Below are 19,379 nucleotides of genomic sequence, written 5' to 3'. Positions count from 1 at the left end.
TTTCAGGAAATGATAAACTTCTAATTGGTTCATTGCATTATTGTGTTTCTATTTATTCTTATAGTCCTGGAAACTTCTCTGGCGTGTGGCCATTAAAATTGGATGCAGGCACGATTTTGCCATCTTTCACTAGCTCGTAAGCTTCATTCATTTTCGTAAGTGTATCCTCAGATAATTGATGGCGGCCTTCTTCTTTAATAAATCCAGTGGAATCTGTATCTGCGTGAAGGACTACATTTCCGCCTTTAAAGCTTCCATCAACAACTGAATTCAATGCCTTCTCAATATTCATGGCCATGAATTTTACCGCTGATGTTAACACGATATTCTCAGAACCGTTTACACCGTCGTCATATTGGTCAACATCTACACCAATGACTTTTACATCACCCTTAGATTCCTTAACCGCTGTGAACACACCATTGCCGGTTCCGCCTGCTGCAACAAAAATTCGATCTACACCTTTTTTGATCAATGCATTTCCGATCACTTTTCCGGTTGCTTCATCTGAGAAAGATCCAGCATAGTTACCGCCAACATTTTTGCCAGTTACATCCGTTCCTGCATAACCTGATAATTCAACAACTTCGACATTCTTTCCGAAAGCCTTATTAGCATAATTTACACCGGATTCAAAACCAAATTGATAATTGACATTGGAAGGGTAAGCAATTCCGTTTACTACCGCTACTTTATTTGATTTTGTTTCAAGAGCTGCAGCCATCCCTGCAAAAAAGCCACTTTCTTGTTCAGCGAAATTCATGGCAAAGATATTGTCGAATTCTGTTTGGTCCCCAATAGGAGTTGGCTCAGAGTCATTTATGATGAATTTTTTATCAGGGTTTTCTAAAGCAAGCTTAGAAACGCCAGCAAATTGGAATCCAGGCGTTATAATTACATCATAATCAGCCACAATATCAGCAACCGCTTGTACAGACGCAGTTGGGTCGCCAGATTCTTCTCTAACAGCCTTTACCGTTGCTGTTGGATTGTTTTTAATAAAGTCCAAAATTCCGTTATAGTTATCTTCATTAAAGTTGCCATCATCTACGCCTGAAGGGCTCGTTATAATAGCAATCTTTAACCCATCTTTACCTTCTCCAGCCTTAGCTTCTTTATCGTTATTACCGCATGCTGCCAAAACGGCAGTCATTAAAGCAAGGACTAATACCATCGCTATTTTTTTGGTATGTTTTTTCATTACTATGATCCTCCTCTGTTAATCATCTTGAATTTTTGCTGTAAAAATTAAAAAGCACCGAGTTACACTGGTGCTTGACTTCAGGAAGGTAAATAATGAAAACAGGAGAAGATCTCCACCTTTATATACACAACCTCGTAGTCAAGCTATTTATGGTAGCTTGGTAGAAACTTTCGGGCCATATCCCCAATATTATACGAGAATAGTAATTAATTTTTACTAAGACATAGTAACACCATAAATATTAGCTGTCAATAATACACAAATATTTTCTGAAAATAGCAATTAGTCCTGTTAATTGGTTGTGATTTTAGATAAAAATTAGTCGTGTGCGCCTTTTTACAGCATACCCTCATCTTGATTCTTTCCCTAAGACATTTATAGGGCTGAAAAAATTACGGACAGGCTTGATCATTCGGATCGTCAAATTACGAAGAATGCTTATCCATGTAAAACAGATATAAAAAAAGAAGCTTCTCATAAGTTTGGTCAACTTATGAGAAGCTTCCGATAAACACTTTGGTGTTAGCATTTCACTAAACCCTTATATGAGGGGTAGTGCGGCTGATTACATCATGCCGCCCATGTGGTTTTAAGGTGTAATATGTTTCCCTATAGTGGAAAGAAACTGCATCAAATCAGCATTTCTCCGATGTTTAGTGTAATATCTTTAACTTGGATTCAACGTGTTTTATCGTATTTCGTTAGCAAAATGTTAGTAAACATTGATGTGTGATTATGCTTCTGTCAAAATGCGGTGTAAAGTCTATATGCATCGCATTTTGACTTGATACATTCTCCAGATGTGTGGAGTGTATCTCGCAACACAAGAGATGTTGGTGGGTTTACACTTCCCTATAATTCACAACCATCCCTTTTGGGCTAACAAAATCAAAGAAATCCAAATGTACATTTGCGATATCTCTACTAATCGTTTTTAACTCTTCAATATTTAGTTCAATATTTGAACCATTTCTATCATTTAACCGAACGGATGAAATTGTTTTATCTTCACCTAAAAACTCTACTCGCCCATGTGAAAGTGCATTTCTTAATTTCCTTAAATACAATGCATACGGCGCATCCAAAATATTGTTATATACTGTTTCTCCATCTTTTATAAATCCTTTACCGACTTCTTGCTTTGAAAGGACATTTTTAACTTTAGCTCCATCATATTTGTTTATTAAAAATTTCTCCATTGCCTTATCATTTCTTTTTGAGTATTCATTAGGTATTGTAATTAACCCTACACAAAGGTTAATCAATAGCGTTACTTCATATTCATGATTACTTTTATCCAATTCATCTAATAATGTTAGAGTTCGAACAGTAAATTCTCGTTCGAAATTAGATACATATATCCCCATTCTCTCACTCTCCCTTTGAAAAAACTCCACCGCTCCATTTTTATTAGTCAGTTCAAACTCACAATCTCTAATATGTGCCTGTGTTTTTTGTAGGTTACCAGTAGATTCATTTATTACATGACCATGTACTCCTTCACCACGCGAAGCTATCTTTGTCACGTATAATAATCGTCCAACTATGCTCAATCCACGGTCATTAACAGGTCTTTTCTTGCATCTTCTTACGTTTTTCACAACAGATCCAACCACTGCAGAAGTTTTAATATTACATACTCTACACACGTCTAACCCCCAAACCCACTTTTATCCATTTTATTATAACAAATTTATCTATATTTCTTGTTATAATAGAGAATAGGAGGTCTGCCATATGCACTACATCCAATTCGGTTCACAAACAATACAATACGCACTTTCCAGAAGTAATCGTCGCAAAAGCGTATCTATTTCTGTCGATCAACATGGCGTTAAGGTTGTAGCTCCTACTTCTGCTGAACATGCTGTTATTAAAGATATAGTACATCAAAAAAGTGCTTGGATTAGACAGCAGCTGAATAGTTATGAAGAAATGAATCAAAGCAGTTTACAGAGAAGATTTGTATCAGGAGAAAAGCTACCTTACCTTGGTAGGCAATACCGACTTAAAGTAATAAAAACAAATGAATCTCTAGCTTCAACTTTTCATTTCTATAGGGGACAATTTGTCGCAGAGCTTCATGAAGATATTGCAGAATCCCACTATCGAGAATTGTTGCATCCTCTATATGCTGAATGGGTTACACAAAAGGGGCATCAGTTTACCAAAGAACGAATGAAGAAATTTACAATCAAATTCCCTCACTACCCAAATGCTATCAAGGTCAAAGAGCAAGAACAGCGTTGGGGTAGCTGTACGCCTGCCGGTAATATTCTATTGAACTGGCGCATTTTCCTGGCTCCTGCTTCTGTTGTAGACTATGTACTGGCGCATGAACTTGCACACTTAAAGCACATGAACCATTCAAAGGAATACTGGGAAACACTGCGCATGTTGCTTCCAGATTATGAAGAAAAGAAAGAATGGCTTAGAGTTAACGGAAAAACGCTTTATATATAAAAGGAGGATATAAATGGAGGAATTAGTAATATCATTAGAAGATGTCAAAAAAAATATTATTCAGTTTAATCGTGACCTTGAAGAAAACACCGATATCATATCCCAGCTTACACAATTCATACATTGGTATTACATTCCTACTATAGATGCATTCGGTCCCAGTAAATACATAGGTTATAAAAACATGGATACTGAAAAATATGCCAGAGGAGAAAACAAAACTGGAGTAGACACAGAAAAAATAATGAAAGAATGGTTTGTTAAACTATCACCTGAATCCTCAAAGAGTCAAGAATTAATGAGTAAGCTAGAGAGTCAATTCGATTTATACGGCAAAAAAGTAAAAAGGAATGCACGTATTCACATATTAAAAAAAGGAATTAATCTATCTTAGTTATATAAAAATGACCAGCAAACATATGCCGGTCATTTCCTTATTTCTTCCCGTATTGTGTTTCTGCCAAAGCAGTGAAATACCCTGTTAATTCAAATGCTTCATTCGGCTTCAGCTTTTGCTTCAGCAACATGATCTTCAGCTCACTAGTAAGTTGGCGTTTAAAGTCTGTTTTCAATGTCCAATCACTGATTGGGGTCACTTGTTCTTCAATAAAATGTTGTACTTCTACAGCCACTTCCTTAAGCGTGTATTCTTCTTTATCTTCGCAAACTTCCTGTAGCTTATTGTAATACGGCTCTTGTAAATAGGTTAACCCGCTCTTTGTTTGCCCACTCGCTTTATCCAATAACTCTTCTCGAATGGCATCATACTGTTCCAACAATTCGAAGATTGTTAACTGCCGCTCCTTATAGCGCTCAATCAGTTCTTCCACTTTATCTTTTAATGAAGTATAAAATACTTTATCTTCTTCAATACGAACAGATATTTCTTTCTTAATCGCATGTTCCATCTGTGCGGCCTTGCTTTCAGGATGGACATTCTTATCTACTTCTTCTTTAAACGATGCATCTAAAATAGAGACCGGATCACGTGCATCAATTCCTTCAGAATATAGATAATCATGAACCAGTTTACGCACTTTTTCACCACAATCGGAGATATCCATGCCATCCTCAATTGAGAATCGTGATTTAGCTAATTGACGAATAACACCTGCACGCTTTAAATCGTCCACATATCGTTCTGCTTTCGGACTTGGTAATACCTTATCCATGCTTTCAGCAAATCGTTTATAGGCGATATCAAAATCAGCTCGCACGTCTTCATTCACTAAGCGTAAAACGCTCTCTTCTAGTTGATCCTTTTTCAACCCATCAAAGAATCTCATTGCTGAACGATGACGTTGTTCTAATCTCGGCAACTCCGAATCAATAGAATGCAACGCACCTTGTACATCATTCGAACTAAAGATTTCAAGTGCTTGATCCAAGAAGCGAGATACACCAAAATAATCAACAATCAAACCATATGATTTATTGGCATCATACTTACGATTCGTTCGGGCGATAGCTTGCAGTAGATTATGCTCTTTCAATGGCTTATCCAAGTACATGACCTGTTCAATCGGCGCATCGAATCCTGTCAGCAATTTATCGCAAACAATCAACATAGATAACTTATCTTCAGAGAATGGCTTCTTGAATCGCTCAATCAGTTTTTTCTCTTCCTCTTTCGAAACATGATACTCGCGTAATTCTTCGCTATCATTTTGTCCTGCTGAAAAAATGACAGCTGTTTCAAACTTATTCATAGCATATTCATCAATCAGTTTCTTATATTGCACAGCCGCATATCGAGAAACTGCCACGACTTGTGCTTTATAACCATTGATTAAGATTTTTCTTTCGAAATGATGAATAATATCCAAAGCAATCTCTCTCATCCGTTCAGGAGCAGTTAAAAGCAATTGATCATCCACATATTTCTGTTTGATTTTTTCTTTCGCCTCATCATCATACTCATGGAAGGAACGAGCGAACAATTCATCCAACGTTTCACCTTTCACATGAAGATTCGGCAAACGAGATTCATAGTAGATTGGAACCGTCGCTTCATCTTCAACCGCCTGTTCAATGGTATATTTATCGATATACGAACCAAATTTTCCTGTAGTAGAACGACTTTTCTTATCAATCGGCGTACCAGTAAATCCAATAAACGTAGCGTTAGGCAACGCTTTACGCATATTCATAGCTAATCCTTTATATTGGGAGCGATGCGATTCATCTGTCATGACAATGATATTCTCTGCTTCAGAAATAATAGGAAAGTTCTTCTCTTCATTTCCTTGGAATTTTTGAATCAACGTCATGACGGTTGTTCCCGGCCCTTTGGCTAATTGTTGCTTCAAATCAGCTACAGATGCTGCTTGCGTTGGATTAGGAAAACCTGATTGCTGGAACGTTTTCGTAATTTGGTCATCCAAGTCTTGTCGGTCCGTAACAATTACAAGCATCGGATTCTCCAAATCTACTTGTCTACGTAGCTTCATCGCCAAATAGACCATCGTCAATGATTTCCCCGAACCTTGTGTATGCCATACAACACCGCCACGTAAAGCCGGCTTCTTCTCTCTCATAATCCGTTCAATCGCTTTGTTCACTGCCCGATATTGTTGATAACGAGCTAGTTTCTTCACTTTTCCATCGAATACGATGAAGTTTCGCATCAAATCAAGAATAATTTCTTTACGTAATGTTCCGGACACCAATACATCTTGAGCACGGTCACTTCCGATTTCATCAAATGTATAAGGATAAGGATCTTTCCATAATCCATAATGCTGCGCTTTTGCTAAAATTGTTCCTATCCGCGCACGATCTCGACTCGTCACAATGAGCATTTGGTTATACCAAAACAACTTTTCATTCGTATCCATATAGCGCTCAAACTGTTTAACGCCCTCCGGCAACTGCTTATCCACTTGCAATTTCGGACTCTTGCATTCAATGAGAACAAGCGGAAAACCATTGATATAGATAGTAATATCAGGGCGAATCGTTCCAGCCGCATTATCAATACTCAACTGATTCACAACAAGAAAATCATTATTCTTCACATGTTCAAAGTCAAAGAGCTGCACCGTTTGATTTTTCTTTCCAGCTCCTACATCTTGCAGAACGGATATCCCTTCACCAAACAACCAATCAAAAATAGTCTTATTCGCATGCCACACATCTTCCGCTTGTAAAGTGACAAATTGCTTCACGACCTTCTCAACATTGTGTTCGTCTATCCAAGGATTTAACTTACGAATGGCACTAGCAAGGCGTTTCTCCAAAACAATGCTCGATTTAGAAGAACGTTCATTCTCTAACTCTGATCCAGTCTTATGCGTATATCCGTAATCTCTCAACTGTTCGATTAGCGGTAATTCCACTTCTGTATATTCCAATCCACTCAACCTGTTCACCTCCTATGTATAAGAGAGACGGCTTACACCGTCACTCGAATCTTCCCAGTAAGAAGCTGTTGCATTAAGCCTTTTTTCAATTCTAGATACTTCTCTTTTTCTTGTTCATAACTTTCAATTTGTTCATCTACGGATGAAAGGATGGATGCTATTTTTTGTTGTTCCTTAAGAGACGGTACACTAATCTTATAACTTGATAAGGATGAAACATTTAGATTTTGCTGAGCCCCACCAGCAGATAATTGTTTTAATTGGTTCTTACCAAGAGGAGAATTCATGTAATATGCTAAATAATTTGAATCCACTTTATCCTGATATGGACTGCTGATTAATGTTGTAAACGTTTGAGTATTTTCTAATTCCTTTGGTACAACACAAGTTACGCCAGGATAACCTGTTCTTACAGTTAATAAATCTCCTTCTCTTAATCGCTTCTTTTCATTATTTAAATCAAACTCTTTAGAAATATATAGAACGTCATCTAAATAAAGATGATTTTCTTTTATATTTTGATTTCTAACTATCATTACTCCCAAGTCTTTAGATGTATAATGTTCTGCCGTGGATGATGCAATCCCGACAATAATCCTACTGCATAGTTCACTAAACTCTCTTACTTCCCACTCAACCGGTATCTCTCCAAGCTCTGTCTGTTTAAATTCTGTATGTCCAATACCTTTTATCAGCAATTGCTGCATTAAGCCTTTTTTCAGCTCTTTCGTTTTTTCAATCAGCTGTTCGGTATTCTCGATTTGCTCATCAACTGTTGAAAGGATTTCAGCGATTTTTTGTTGTTCTTTTAATGGTGGCAAAGCTAACTTAATTACTTTAAAATCCGTAAAACTGATTTGTTTACCATCTCTTATTCCTACAATAGACCCCTTTAATTTTTCAATAAACCAAAATGATTTAAAAAGATATTTAAAATAATCGACATTAACTAAGTTTGAAGGATTAAGAACTGTATATGCCGGACTAGATATGCCGGTTATTGATGAATACTCCAATCCTCCTTGAAACGATCTTAAACTAATAACAAATTGACCTTCTTCAATCAGCTTATAGCTTTTCAAAGAATTCTTGTCATATTTAATATTTATGTCTAAATCATTCCTGTACACTACACCGTTATCTTGTGTTACAGATAATACCGGTAACTGTTCAAATCCCTTTTTCGAAACATTCTCGAATAACTCACCAGTAGTTTTTACTTCCCATTCTACTGGTATCTCACCCATTTCAGTTAATTTATATCCTTCTCGTACACCTTTATTGACTGTTACCATCATAACTCACCTAACCCTAAACCACGCAGGTGTACATTCAATTTCGCTTTAATCTCTAAGCGACCACTTTCTAAATTGGTAATCTCTTCAATTACTGATTCTAAATTCACTTGCTCTTCTTCTTCTGATTTATCAATATAACGTGTAATGTTCAAGTTATAATCATTGTTTTTGATTTCTTCTAATGTAACAACACGAGCATATTTCTCTACATCTTCATATTCATTAAATGTAGAAACAATCTTTGTTATGTCTTCATCACGCAGCATGTTTTGGTTCTTACCTTCTTGATACTCATCTTCCGCTGCAATGAAGAATACTTTTCCTTTTCGTTCTTCCGCCTTATTGCGATTGAATATCAGCACACAAGCAGGAATTCCTGTGCCGTAGAAAAGATTAGAAGGTAAGCCGACAACCGCTTCTAATAAATCAGATTCCAGCAATCCTTGACGAATTTTCCCTTCCGCACCACCACGGAACAGTACACCATGTGGCATAACAATTCCTGCCATTCCATCTGCTTTTAATGATGCAATCATATGCTGAATAAATGCATAGTCTCCGGCATTTTTCGGTGGAATTCCATATTGGAAACGGCCATAGGCATCATGTTCCGCTTCTTCGCGCCCCCATTCTTTCAATGAAAATGGAGGATTGGCAATCACTCGGTCAAACAGCATGATTTCGCCATCTTCGACTAACTTCGGTTCACGAATCGTATCTCCTTTTTCAATGCGATGATCAGGTAGATTATGCAATAGTAGGTTCATCTTCGCAATTGCCCATGTACCTAAGTTTTTCTCCTGACCAAATAGAGATAGTGATTGTGGATTACCATTATGTTCTTTTACATAGTCTACTGATTGAATCAACATACCGCCTGATCCACACGTAGGGTCATATACACGCATACCTTCTTGTGGCTTGATTAATTTGACAATCAACTCAACCACTTTCGATGGAGTATAGAATTCTCCACCCTTTTTCCCAGCATCATCAGCAAACATTTTAATCAGATACTCATAAGCACGCCCAAGCATATCCGGTTCAGAAAGATTAGCGTTACGTAAATCTAGTAATGAGAAATGTTGCAACAGACGTTGTAACACACTGTCCGTTAACACTTCTTTACGGTTAAAATCGATTGGCGTCAATACACCTTCAAGTGTGACATTTTCATTTTCCAACGCTTCAAACGCCACATTGATCGCTGAACCGATATCAGATGCATGCTTACGGATTTCTTCCCAACGAGCCGCTTCCGGTACATAGAACTGATATTGATCTGGATCGTCTGCTAATAGTTGTCCAATTTCTTCTCCGTGTTCTTGTACAAGCTCCAATTTATGTTCTTCAAACACGTCACTCAGACGCTTTAAAAATAATAATCCAAATATATAGTTCTTATAATCGCTTGAATCGACAGAGCCGCGCAGGATGTCAGCTGACTTCCACAAATGCGATTCTAATTCTTGTAATGTTAATTGACTCATCCTTATACCTGCCTTCATAATTCCTCATTTTTATGTAATAAGACCTAATACTATCTTTTCTTATTCTACCATAATCCCATGATGCAATCGCTTAGCGCGAAAAGTTGTTCCAGTTAAAGCTTGTCTATCTACAATCTAATGGTTTAACTACAGATACTTTAGTGAAATCCTGTGCGGTCAGAGAAGCTACCCTCTGTCAAAAGCTGTTGTTTTTAGTAAGGTTCGACATGGAAAACTCAGAATAATCGTAGGAATGCCCTTAAGTCACGCTAAAGAAGAGGTCAGGTGAGTTGAGCCGATGCATATAAAATCAACGTAGCAATCATTAGGCAAGGTCTTTACTGTTGTTTTGTGACTGGATTGTGAGACTTAGAGGAGCGGGAACGGCTTCTTGCATTCAACGGTTCGGACGGAGTTTCGATTGGTTATGGCCAATGGTGCTCGTCATGATACATGTGGGCGAAACTGCATGTGCTTGACAGCAAGTGACGAGATGAAGAAATTCAGATATTAAAACAACAGCATCATCGAGTTCCCAGCTTTACACTACACTAAAGTTAGATTCCTCGTACGAATACCCACTCCTCTATCCTTGAATCCCTATGATTCTTGAGATAGGGGTGGGTATAATCTTCCTTATCCTTTCTTACACAGGAATGCGTGTTGGTGAATTAGTAGCACTAAAGTGGAAAGACATGGACTTCGAAGAGCATACAATTAGTATTACGAAAACGTACTATAATCCGACTAATAACACATTGGAATATCAACTAGTGCAACCTAAGACACGAAGATCTAAACGGACCATAGTCGTTGATGAAGATGTTATTGCAGCTCTTAAAGAGCACATGGAATTACAGAAGAAAGTGAAAAAACGTTTGGGTGAAACTTATCTAGATGAAGGATTTATTTTTGCCAAGCATGGCAGACAGCCCGGCTATCCCATTTTCATTAAAACTGTCGAAAATCGAATGGCTCGATTACTGAAATTAGCTGGATTAAACACAGAACTTACTCCCCACTCTTTACGACATACGCACACATCATTGCTTGCAGAAGCGAGGGTAGGATTAGAGGAAATTATGGACCGGTTAGGTCACTGCGATGATGAAACAACGAAGAACGTTTACCTTCATATAACGAAAGAAATGAAAAAAGAGGCTTCTCATAAATTTGCTCAATTAATGAGAAGCCTCTAATCGGGAGAGAAATGTTAGCAAAATGTTAGCATTGCTCTTATCCCTTATTCAAAATCCTTGTATACCAAAGGTTTTGGGGGCAGATTACATCATGCCGCCCATTCCACCCATGCCGCCCATGTCAGGCATCATTGGTGCTTTGTTTTCTTCTGGTTTGTCAGCTACGACTGCTTCAGTAGTCAAGAACATAGCTGCAACAGAAGCTGCGTTTTGTAGTGCGGAACGAGTTACTTTTGTTGGGTCCACGATACCAGCTTCGATCATGTTTACCCATTCGCCAGTAGCTGCGTTGAATCCAGTTCCTACTTCTTCGCGTTTTAGGCGTTCTACGATCACAGATCCTTCAAGGCCTGCGTTGTGTGCGATTTGGCGGACTGGCTCTTCGATTGCACGAAGAACGATGTTCACACCAGTTGCTTCGTCGCCTTCTGCCACGATTTCAGCCACTTTGTTGTATACGTTAAGAAGGGCAGTACCACCACCGGCTACGATCCCTTCTTCTACAGCTGCGCGAGTAGAGTTTAATGCGTCTTCGATGCGAAGTTTGCGTTCTTTCAACTCAGTTTCAGTTGCAGCGCCGACTTTGATGACTGCTACACCGCCAGCCAATTTAGCAAGGCGTTCTTGTAGTTTTTCACGGTCGAATTCAGAAGTTGTTTCTTCCAATTGCATGCGGATTTGATTGATGCGGGCATCGATGCCTGCTTTGTCGCCAGATCCTTCAACGATTGTTGTGTTTTCTTTTGTAACAACGACTTTAGCAGCGCGGCCAAGAGAGTCGATTGTAGCAGATTTAAGGTCACGGCCTAGTTCTTCCGTGATTACTTCGCCGCCAGTAAGGGCTGCGATGTCTTCAAGCATAGCTTTGCGGCGGTCACCGAATCCAGGGGCTTTAACAGCCACTGCATTGAATGTTCCGCGAAGTTTGTTCACTACTAGAGTAGCAAGTGCTTCGCCTTCAACATCTTCAGCGATCATCAATAATGGTTTGCCTTGTTGAACCACTTGCTCAAGAACTGGCAGGATTTCTTGGATGCTGCCGATTTTCTTGTCAGTGATCAGAATGTATGGGTTGTCAAGAACAGCTTCCATTTTATCGCTGTCTGTTACCATGTATGGAGAAGCATATCCGCGGTCGAATTGCATACCTTCCACTACATCCAATTCAGTTGCGAATCCTTTAGATTCTTCGATTGTGATAACGCCGTCGTTGCCAACGCGTTCCATTGCTTCAGCGATCAATTGGCCGACTTCTTCATCAGCAGCAGAGATAGCCGCTACTTGAGCGATTGAGTCTTTGCTTTCGATCGGACGAGAGATTTCTTTCAATTCTCCTACAGCTGCTTTAACCGCTTTTTCGATCCCTTTGCGGATGCCCATTGGGTTAGCGCCTGCAGTTACGTTTTTAAGGCCTTCACGAATCATTGCTTGTGCAAGGACTGTTGCAGTTGTTGTACCGTCACCGGCGATATCGTTTGTTTTGCTTGCTACTTCAGCAACCAACTTAGCACCCATGTTTTCGAATGCATCTTCAAGTTCGATTTCTTTTGCGATTGTCACACCGTCATTTGTGATTAGCGGTGAACCGAATTTCTTTTCAAGAACCACGTTGCGTCCTTTTGGTCCAAGTGTTACTTTAACTGCGTTTGCAAGAGCATCTACACCACGAAGCATCGAACGGCGAGCTTCTTCACTGAACTTAATGTCTTTAGCCATTTTCCATTACCTCCCTAGATTTTTAAAAAAGTTATAAGTATAAGATCGGTTTTCTATTAACCGATGATTGCTAGAATATCGCTTTCACGTAAAATTAAGTATTCAGTACCTTCATATTTCACTTCAGTACCAGCATATTTTGAGAAGATGATACGATCGCCTACAGCAACCTCTGGAGCAACGCGCTCGCCATTGTCTTGTACATTACCTGCACCCACGGCAACTACTTTACCTTCTTGAGGTTTTTCCTTTGCAGTATCAGGAAGTACAATACCGCTTGCAGTTTTTTCTTCAGATTGAACTAGTTCAATAATAACGCGATCACCTAATGGTTTTAACAAGAAAAACACCCTCCTCAATTTTTCGATCACAATAGTTTATCTATTAGCACTCATCTCTAATGAGTGCTAACACATTTATTATGATAATGAACTTTATCCTTTTTTTCAAGTATTTCTCTTTAAAAAAATCCCTAAATTTTCTACAAATTTTTTCTTGTGCATGCGCTTACACCTCTACTTCTTAAAGTATAGGCCACAGTTCGATAATATATAACAAACATCTGCATTTAATGGGAAACGTTTGTAACCATTCCCTAAAAAGAAGTACAATACCCTTAAGTGATTTTTTAAAGGAGTTAACTTTGTGAAAAAAGAATATATATTTATCTTACTAGCCTATGTATGTATGCTGTTTTCGCCGGCGATCGGCACTCCATTGTTCAAGAAATTCTGGGAATGGGGAGGGGCATCCGAGCGGGAAGCCATCTTGAATGGATATGCCTACTGGTCGATTTTTGCCTTTGTTGCGACACTTTTCATTGTTCTATGGTTGCTCAGAAAGGAACGGCCATCGAATGAGGACCGGTTGGAAAGTGAGCCAAAGGCATCTATCGGGATTTCCATCGCATGGGCCATCGGCGGCATTTTCATTGCTTTATTCGCTCAAAATATAGCTGCCCTCATTGAACAGGCCATCGGCGTCACTGCCGGTTCTGAAAATACGCATTTCATCATGCAAATGATCAAGACCATTCCCTTATTTGTCATACTGACCAGCATTATCGGTCCGATTCTAGAAGAGCTGGTTTTCCGAAAAATTATCTTTGGCACTTTGTATCAAAAGTTTAATTTCTTTATATCCGCTTTGGTCAGTTCGCTCATCTTCGGGTTGGCGCATAGAGAATTGTCACATATCCTTCTCTACTCCGCTATCGGATTTACGTTTGCATTCCTGTATGTCCGGACAAAGAGAATCTTAGTGCCGATTTTTGCCCATGTCATGATGAATACATTAGTGGTCGTTGTCCAATTAAAATATGAAGAGATCATCAAAACAATCGACCAGGCCCAAAGCTTTATTGGAGGATTATTATGAGACGTCAATCACCTTTAGTTTCCAGCTTCATGTATATCCTGCTGGGAGTTGTTTTTACCTTTTTCGCGATCAATTATGTATCCGATAACGGTTGGACTTTTTTTGCTTACTTGATTGTTTTTCTGGCCACAATCGATTTCGGGACAGGGATCCGCTTGCTCATGCTGTACTTCCGCCTGAGACGAATGAAGAAAAAATAACAAAATCCGGCTCCCCTTTTAAAGGAGCCGGATTTTTTGTTTGTTTAATCAATAAATGGTTCAGCGTGCCCATCAGGTTCTGTGGCCTCTTCCATCGGATAGTGCTTGAGGAAATAAACAAGGGATTGCAGTTCCACAGCAAGGTCAATATGATGCACCCGTATGGAGGCCGGAACATTCAACCGTGCTGGCGTGAAGTTCAGGATCCCCTGGATATCCGAATGTACAAGGCGGTCCGTAATAGGCTGTGCTACCTGCGCTGGCACGGTCAAAATCGCTACGGATATCCCTTGGTCCGCAAGGCGTTCTTCAAGCTCATCCATATGGCAGATTTCTACATCGCCTATTTTCGTGCCGACTTTATCCGCCGATACATCGAAAGCCAATTCAATCTTGGTATTATTATTCTTCAAAAAATTATAGTGCAAAAAAGCAGTCCCCAAGTTTCCCACACCGATTAATGCTACTTTGGTCAATTCATCCTGGTCAAGTGTCTTACTAAAGAAAGATAATAAATAATTTACATTATAGCCATAACCCTTCTTGCCCAGTGCACCAAAATAGGAAAAATCTCTGCGGATGGTTGCTGAATCCACTTTGACGGCTTCACTTAATTCGGCGGAAGAAACCCGCTGTTTCCCTGAGGAATGCAGATTCTTTAGGAACCGATAGTATAAAGGCAAGCGTTTCGCCGTTGCCTGTGGAATCTTTAATGTTTCATGCGGCATAATTTACTCCCCCCCATTATATTCTGCTCTTTCTGAATTATATTTGTCTATAATAATTAGGGCCCGAAGATTCTCCTGTTTTTCCATCATAACAGCATAAAGACTCGCCCGCATTGATAACGCTTCCATTTGGCGACCTGTCCTGAATGAAGAGGCTGCATCTATTGTCCCAAATGATGAAAGATTTGGATTCTTTAACCGCTGTGTCTTTTGTTGGCCATTCATCTATTACATATGGTCCTGCAAAAATAGGCTTGGCATCCGGCAGCCTGAAGCCGCCTCCTGTAAGATCACTTAAGTTAAAACGGTCCTCCTCAAGGAATGGGCAAAGTGCCCATCTAATCTCTCCCTTCCTTTTAAATCATACACTATTTTCCTTTCTTTGTGAAAAAGTTTGTATTGCATTTCACAAAAGCGAGCTTAAGATAATTGCCCCTGCCCCCTCTTTTCGTTTACACTACACTTAAGACAACTGAGGTGAATATATATGATCGTTCTACAAGTGAACAAGCTCTCTAAATATTTCGGGGCTGAAAAAGTCCTATCCAATATAAAATTAGAAGTACAAAAGAGAGACCGCGTTGGCCTGGTCGGCCGGAACGGCGCAGGCAAATCGACTTTGCTTAAAATCATCGCAGGGCAATTATCCTACGATGAGGGTGAAATCATCAAACCAAAAGACTTAACATTCGGCTACTTGGCCCAAAATACCGGCCTTGAGTCGGATAAGTCCATCTGGGATGAAATGCTGACAGTGTTCACCCCTGTCATTGAATTAGAAAAGCAGCTGCGGTCGCTCGAAGAAAAAATGACCCAGCCAGAAATCTATAATGACGAAGCGCTTTATCAACAGATTCTAAAAGAGTATGATGACAAGCAAATTGCGTTCAAAGAGCGCGGCGGCTATCAATATGAGTCGGATATCCGCTCGGTGCTGCACGGGCTGCAGTTTCAGCAATTTGATTATGAAACACCGGTCGCTTCCTTGAGCGGTGGTCAGCGCACCCGCTTGGCATTAGGGAAACTATTGCTTTCCCAGCCTGATTTATTGATTCTCGATGAACCGACCAACCACCTTGATATCGAAACGCTGACTTGGCTAGAGCAATATCTGCAAGGCTATAATGGAGCCGTCTTGATTGTATCGCATGACCGTTACTTTATGGATAAGGTCGTTTCCGTCATCTACGAGATTTCGAGAACAACCTCTAAAAAATACCACGGCAACTACAGTTACTATTTAGAGCAAAAAGCGGCGGACTATGAGCGTGATATGAAACAGTATGAAAAACAGCAGGATGAGATCGCTAAGCTCCAGGACTTCATCCAAAAAAATATAGCCCGTGCAACCACAACCAAACGTGCCCAAAGCAGGCGGAAGCAGCTGGAACGGATGGATGTAATGGACAAGCCACTGGGAGATGAAAAATCCGCTTCCTTTACCTTTCGGATGAATAAGCAAAGCGGCAACATTGTGGCAACCATTTCCGACGTCAGTATCGGCTATGAAGGTGCACCTATATCAGAGCATATCAATATGTCCGTCACCAAAGGAGAAAGCATTGCCCTAGTCGGACCGAACGGCGTCGGCAAGACCACTTTGCTCAAATCCGTTTTAGGCAAACTTCCTTTATTAAAGGGCCATGTTGATTTTGGTTCCAATGTGACGATCGGCTACTATGACCAGGAACAAGCCAATCTTTCATCCAATAAGCGTGTATTGAATGAGTTGTGGGATGAATACCCGACTACGAACGAAAAAGATATCCGGACAGTCTTGGGCAATTTTCTCTTCTCTGGCGATGATGTCCTGAAGTCTGTTTCCGCATTGAGCGGCGGAGAAAAAGCGCGGCTGGCCCTTTCCAAATTAATGATGCAGGGCTCCAATTTTTTGATTTTGGACGAACCAACTAACCATTTGGACCTCGATAGCAAAATCGTATTAGAAAATGCGCTCGTCGAATTTCCAGGCACTATTCTTTTTGTTTCGCATGACCGTTATTTCATCAATCGGATTGCTTCAAAAGTGATTGAATTATCCACAGATGGAAGCCAGGAGTTCCTCGGTGATTATGACTACTATGTAGAAAAGAAAGCTGAACAAGAAGAACATGAACGGTTCGAGCAGGCACAATCCACATCTGCAGCTCCCCAGGTGGAGGAGAAAGCGACTTATCAACAGGATAAAGAGACGAAAAAAAGACAGCGGCAAATCAAGCGCCGTCTAGAAGAAATAGAAACGCGGATGGAAGAATTAGACGCGCTTGTATCCAAGCAAAATGAACTATTATGCGATCCAGACATCTATCAGGATCACCAGCGTGTTCTTGAGATAAACGAAGTAATTGATGGAGCAAATGTCGAATTGGAACGACTTATGGAAGAATGGAGCGAATTGGAGGAAGAACAAGGAGCTTTATCATAGAAATGATCCAGGGATTTTTTCTCTGGATCATTTTCTTTTTTTTGAACAAATTTTCGGAATACTGTGGATAAGTGATAGATAGTCACAGTTTTTGTTGATAACTTTATTTCGTTTGTGGATAAGCAGTCAGTTTTTTGTGGATTTTGTGGAAAATCCCAATAAACCGTATTTTAAACCACTTTTTACTGTGGACAAAAGTGGTGATAACTAAATAACTTTGTGGATGATACCTGCATAACTTGTCGAAAAAAGTATTTTCCAAAAAGGCCTGGCTTATATTCCAGAAAAAAACGATAGGTTTTCGAAAAACCTATCGTTTTTTCTATTCATTTTCAATATCCAATCCTGGATTGGCATTGAGATCATAGGCAGACCGTTTCCCTTTTTCAAACATTACACTGCCCACAGCCGCTATCATAGCTGCATTATCTGTGCAAAGAGACAATGGAGGAATGACCAATTCTACGTCTTCCATTTGGCTGTAAGCCTCTTGCAAAGCCGTCCGCAGGCCTTTATTCGCCGCAACTCCGCCCGCTAACAGGACTTGTTTGACACCATACTGTTCGGTGGCCTTAACCGTCTTAGTGACCAAGACATCAATCACGCTGCTTTGGAAGCTTGCCGCAATTTCCTGTGGAGAAAGCTTTTCTCCTCTTTGCTCTGCATTGTGCAGGGTATTGATGACAGAGGACTTTAAACCGCTGAAACTAAAATCGTACGAATCTTCCTCCAACCATGCCCTTGGAAATGCAATTGTCGGTTCACCTTCATGAGCCAATCTGTCGATATGGGGACCGCCCGGATAAGGAAGGTTCAACGTTCTTGCCACTTTGTCGTATGCTTCACCGGCTGCATCATCACGCGTTTCCCCAAGCACTTCAAAGGAACCGTGCTCCTTCATATAAACCAATTCAGTATGCCCTCCGGAAACGACTAATGCAATCAAGGGGAACTTCATTTCTGTTATAAGCCGATTGGCGTAGATATGGCCGGCGATATGGTGTACCCCAAGCAATGGGATATCATGCGCGAAAGCAACCGCCTTGGCTGCATTCACCCCAATCAGCAAGGCACCGACTAAACCAGGTCCTTCCGTAACGGCAATTCCGTCTATATCGCTGTATGCCAATCCCGCTTCCTGAAGAGCTTCTTCGAGCACTAATGTGATAGCTTCCACATGGTGGCGGGAAGCAATCTCGGGAACTACCCCGCCGAAGCGCTTATGGCTGTCTATTTGTGAAGCCACTATATTTGATACTATCTCTCTTCCGTTCTTAACGATAGCAACTGCTGTTTCGTCACAGCTGGTTTCTATCCCCATTATATATTGATCTTTCATCCTAAATTCACCCACATTACAATCGCATCCTCTTGATTATCACTATAATAATTTTTTCGAAGGGCCCCTTCTACAAAACCGAGTTTTTTGTATAAAGATCTCGCCGGTATATTGCTGACTCGCACTTCAAGCGTAATCCTCTCGATTTTCCGTTCCCTGCACATATCCATCATATAGCGCAGTAATTCTTTCCCTAACTTTCTACCGCGATATTCAGGAAGTATCGCTATATTGGTAATATGAGCTTCATCAATGATCAGCCAAGCCCCGCAATAGCCGATGATTTTTTCATTTTCCACTAGAACCACATAATGAGCGAACTGATTTTGGTTCAATTCATTGCAAAATGCATCTTTAGTCCACGGCAAAGTAAAGCATCTCTTTTCAAGCACCATTATTTCATCTAGATCCGCTTCTGTCATCGGTCTAAAATAGGTTGTTTGGTTCATCTGCTTCATCCCTTTACTCAGCACTTTTTTTCTTTTGTTCCTTCAACCAATTAGCTTCAGCTTCTGCCAAACGTACATAATTGGGGACAAAAGTATGGATATCTTCATTTTCCATATCTTTTCCTAATA

The 19,379-nt window shown here is 40.0% G+C and carries 17 protein-coding genes and 1 riboswitch (1 of these 18 only partly in view); of the genes, 6 read left to right on the top strand and 11 right to left on the bottom strand.

Translation table 11 applies throughout. From position 1 onward, the window contains the following. Window positions 1–58: 58 nt before the first annotated feature. Together BN1765_RS03175 and BN1765_RS03170 are read right to left on the bottom strand one after the other, a co-directional pair. Window positions 59–1,201 (bottom strand): BMP family lipoprotein, encoded by a 1,143-nt coding sequence (locus BN1765_RS03175; protein WP_050613802.1) that lies wholly within the window; start codon window positions 1,199–1,201, stop codon window positions 59–61. Between the two features lie 118 nt (window positions 1,202–1,319). After that, window positions 1,320–1,421, bottom strand: a riboswitch (purine riboswitch). A gap of 625 nt (window positions 1,422–2,046) precedes the next feature. After that, window positions 2,047–2,853, bottom strand: a complete 807-nt coding sequence (locus BN1765_RS03170; protein WP_050613801.1) for a HEPN family nuclease — start codon at window positions 2,851–2,853, stop codon at window positions 2,047–2,049. An 88-nt stretch (window positions 2,854–2,941) separates the two neighbouring features. On the opposite strand from BN1765_RS03170, the gene BN1765_RS03165 reads away from it, so the two are divergent. Both BN1765_RS03165 and BN1765_RS03160 read left to right on the top strand, forming a co-directional pair. Then, window positions 2,942–3,667 (top strand): M48 family metallopeptidase, encoded by a 726-nt coding sequence (locus BN1765_RS03165; protein WP_050613800.1) that lies wholly within the window; start codon window positions 2,942–2,944, stop codon window positions 3,665–3,667. A 13-nt stretch (window positions 3,668–3,680) separates the two neighbouring features. Beyond that, window positions 3,681–4,061 (top strand): hypothetical protein, encoded by a 381-nt coding sequence (locus tag BN1765_RS03160; RefSeq protein WP_050613799.1) that lies wholly within the window; start codon window positions 3,681–3,683, stop codon window positions 4,059–4,061. A 40-nt stretch (window positions 4,062–4,101) separates the two neighbouring features. On the opposite strand, the gene BN1765_RS03155 is transcribed toward BN1765_RS03160, so the two are convergent. The 3 genes from BN1765_RS03155 to BN1765_RS03145 are packed head-to-tail and all read right to left on the bottom strand — an operon-like array spanning window position 4,102 to window position 9,817. Further along, window positions 4,102–7,029, bottom strand: a complete 2,928-nt coding sequence (locus BN1765_RS03155; RefSeq protein ID WP_050613798.1) for a type I restriction endonuclease subunit R — start codon at window positions 7,027–7,029, stop codon at window positions 4,102–4,104. A 32-nt stretch (window positions 7,030–7,061) separates the two neighbouring features. Then, window positions 7,062–8,327: a restriction endonuclease subunit S gene (locus BN1765_RS03150; protein ID WP_082195402.1), complete on the bottom strand. Its 1,266-nt coding sequence runs from the start codon at window positions 8,325–8,327 to the stop codon at window positions 7,062–7,064. After that, window positions 8,324–9,817, bottom strand: a complete 1,494-nt coding sequence (locus BN1765_RS03145) for a type I restriction-modification system subunit M (protein WP_050613796.1) — start codon at window positions 9,815–9,817, stop codon at window positions 8,324–8,326. The genes BN1765_RS03150 and BN1765_RS03145 overlap by 4 nt, the downstream gene beginning before the upstream one ends. A gap of 602 nt (window positions 9,818–10,419) precedes the next feature. On the opposite strand from BN1765_RS03145, the gene BN1765_RS03140 reads away from it, so the two are divergent. Further along, window positions 10,420–11,016: a site-specific integrase gene (locus tag BN1765_RS03140; protein WP_261797548.1), complete on the top strand. Its 597-nt coding sequence runs from the start codon at window positions 10,420–10,422 to the stop codon at window positions 11,014–11,016. 84 nt (window positions 11,017–11,100) lie between these two features. Here BN1765_RS03140 and groL read toward each other — a convergent pair whose 3' ends face one another. Together groL and groES are read right to left on the bottom strand one after the other, a co-directional pair. Then, window positions 11,101–12,732 (bottom strand): chaperonin GroEL, encoded by a 1,632-nt coding sequence (gene groL / locus BN1765_RS03135; protein WP_050613795.1) that lies wholly within the window; start codon window positions 12,730–12,732, stop codon window positions 11,101–11,103. Between the two features lie 56 nt (window positions 12,733–12,788). Further along, on the bottom strand, window positions 12,789–13,073 hold the full coding sequence (groES, locus tag BN1765_RS03130) for a co-chaperone GroES (RefSeq protein WP_050613794.1): 285 nt from the start codon (window positions 13,071–13,073) through the stop codon (window positions 12,789–12,791). Between the two features lie 304 nt (window positions 13,074–13,377). Here groES and BN1765_RS03125 point away from each other — a divergent pair, with 304 nt between their 5' ends. Beyond that, window positions 13,378–14,109, top strand: a complete 732-nt coding sequence (locus BN1765_RS03125; protein WP_050613793.1) for a CPBP family intramembrane glutamic endopeptidase — start codon at window positions 13,378–13,380, stop codon at window positions 14,107–14,109. Next, window positions 14,106–14,309: a YdiK family protein gene (locus tag BN1765_RS03120; RefSeq protein ID WP_050613792.1), complete on the top strand. Its 204-nt coding sequence runs from the start codon at window positions 14,106–14,108 to the stop codon at window positions 14,307–14,309. Before BN1765_RS03125 ends, BN1765_RS03120 begins: the two co-directional genes overlap by 4 nt. Before the next feature lie 44 nt (window positions 14,310–14,353). Here BN1765_RS03120 and BN1765_RS03115 read toward each other — a convergent pair whose 3' ends face one another. Continuing rightward, on the bottom strand, window positions 14,354–15,037 hold the full coding sequence (locus BN1765_RS03115) for a redox-sensing transcriptional repressor Rex (protein ID WP_050613791.1): 684 nt from the start codon (window positions 15,035–15,037) through the stop codon (window positions 14,354–14,356). A 487-nt stretch (window positions 15,038–15,524) separates the two neighbouring features. On the opposite strand from BN1765_RS03115, the gene BN1765_RS03110 reads away from it, so the two are divergent. Beyond that, on the top strand, window positions 15,525–17,462 hold the full coding sequence (locus tag BN1765_RS03110; protein ID WP_050613790.1) for an ABC-F family ATP-binding cassette domain-containing protein: 1,938 nt from the start codon (window positions 15,525–15,527) through the stop codon (window positions 17,460–17,462). Between the two features lie 322 nt (window positions 17,463–17,784). On the opposite strand, the gene tsaD is transcribed toward BN1765_RS03110, so the two are convergent. The 3 genes in view from tsaD to tsaB are tightly spaced (at most 13 nt apart) and all read right to left on the bottom strand, a layout consistent with a single transcriptional unit that may run on beyond the window. Then, on the bottom strand, window positions 17,785–18,801 hold the full coding sequence (gene tsaD, locus BN1765_RS03105; RefSeq protein WP_050613789.1) for a tRNA (adenosine(37)-N6)-threonylcarbamoyltransferase complex transferase subunit TsaD: 1,017 nt from the start codon (window positions 18,799–18,801) through the stop codon (window positions 17,785–17,787). Continuing rightward, complete coding sequence (rimI, locus tag BN1765_RS03100; protein ID WP_050613788.1) at window positions 18,798–19,250, bottom strand: ribosomal protein S18-alanine N-acetyltransferase; 453 nt, start codon at window positions 19,248–19,250, stop codon at window positions 18,798–18,800. Before rimI ends, tsaD begins: the two co-directional genes overlap by 4 nt. Before the next feature lie 13 nt (window positions 19,251–19,263). Next, window positions 19,264–19,379: the end of a tRNA (adenosine(37)-N6)-threonylcarbamoyltransferase complex dimerization subunit type 1 TsaB gene (gene tsaB, locus BN1765_RS03095; RefSeq protein WP_050613787.1), read on the bottom strand. 589 nt of this gene lie beyond the right edge of the window; only the last 116 of its 705 coding nucleotides appear in the window; its start codon lies beyond the right edge, outside the window; the stop codon is at window positions 19,264–19,266.

This window comes from Bacillus testis (assembly GCF_001243895.1).
GTDB classification, from domain to species: Bacteria; Bacillota; Bacilli; order Bacillales; family DSM-1321; genus Bacillus_AD; species Bacillus_AD testis.
Note: the sequence above shows the minus strand (reverse complement) of the source record. Positions and strands in the feature narration are given on the sequence as shown.

Coding starts and splice junctions, on each gene's coding strand:
- BN1765_RS03175 (WP_050613802.1), bottom strand. CDS start 1,201: ATGAAAAAACATACCAAAAAAATAGCGATGGTATTAGTCCTTGCTTTA.
- BN1765_RS03165 (WP_050613800.1), top strand. CDS start 2,942: ATGCACTACATCCAATTCGGTTCACAAACAATACAATACGCACTTTCC.
- BN1765_RS03160 (WP_050613799.1), top strand. CDS start 3,681: ATGGAGGAATTAGTAATATCATTAGAAGATGTCAAAAAAAATATTATT.
- BN1765_RS03150 (WP_082195402.1), bottom strand. CDS start 8,327: ATGATGGTAACAGTCAATAAAGGTGTACGAGAAGGATATAAATTAACT.
- BN1765_RS03145 (WP_050613796.1), bottom strand. CDS start 9,817: ATGAGTCAATTAACATTACAAGAATTAGAATCGCATTTGTGGAAGTCA.
- BN1765_RS03140 (WP_261797548.1), top strand. CDS start 10,420: ATGATTCTTGAGATAGGGGTGGGTATAATCTTCCTTATCCTTTCTTAC.
- groL (WP_050613795.1), bottom strand. CDS start 12,732: ATGGCTAAAGACATTAAGTTCAGTGAAGAAGCTCGCCGTTCGATGCTT.
- BN1765_RS03120 (WP_050613792.1), top strand. CDS start 14,106: ATGAGACGTCAATCACCTTTAGTTTCCAGCTTCATGTATATCCTGCTG.
- BN1765_RS03115 (WP_050613791.1), bottom strand. CDS start 15,037: ATGCCGCATGAAACATTAAAGATTCCACAGGCAACGGCGAAACGCTTG.
- BN1765_RS03110 (WP_050613790.1), top strand. CDS start 15,525: ATGATCGTTCTACAAGTGAACAAGCTCTCTAAATATTTCGGGGCTGAA.
- tsaD (WP_050613789.1), bottom strand. CDS start 18,801: ATGAAAGATCAATATATAATGGGGATAGAAACCAGCTGTGACGAAACA.
- rimI (WP_050613788.1), bottom strand. CDS start 19,250: ATGAACCAAACAACCTATTTTAGACCGATGACAGAAGCGGATCTAGAT.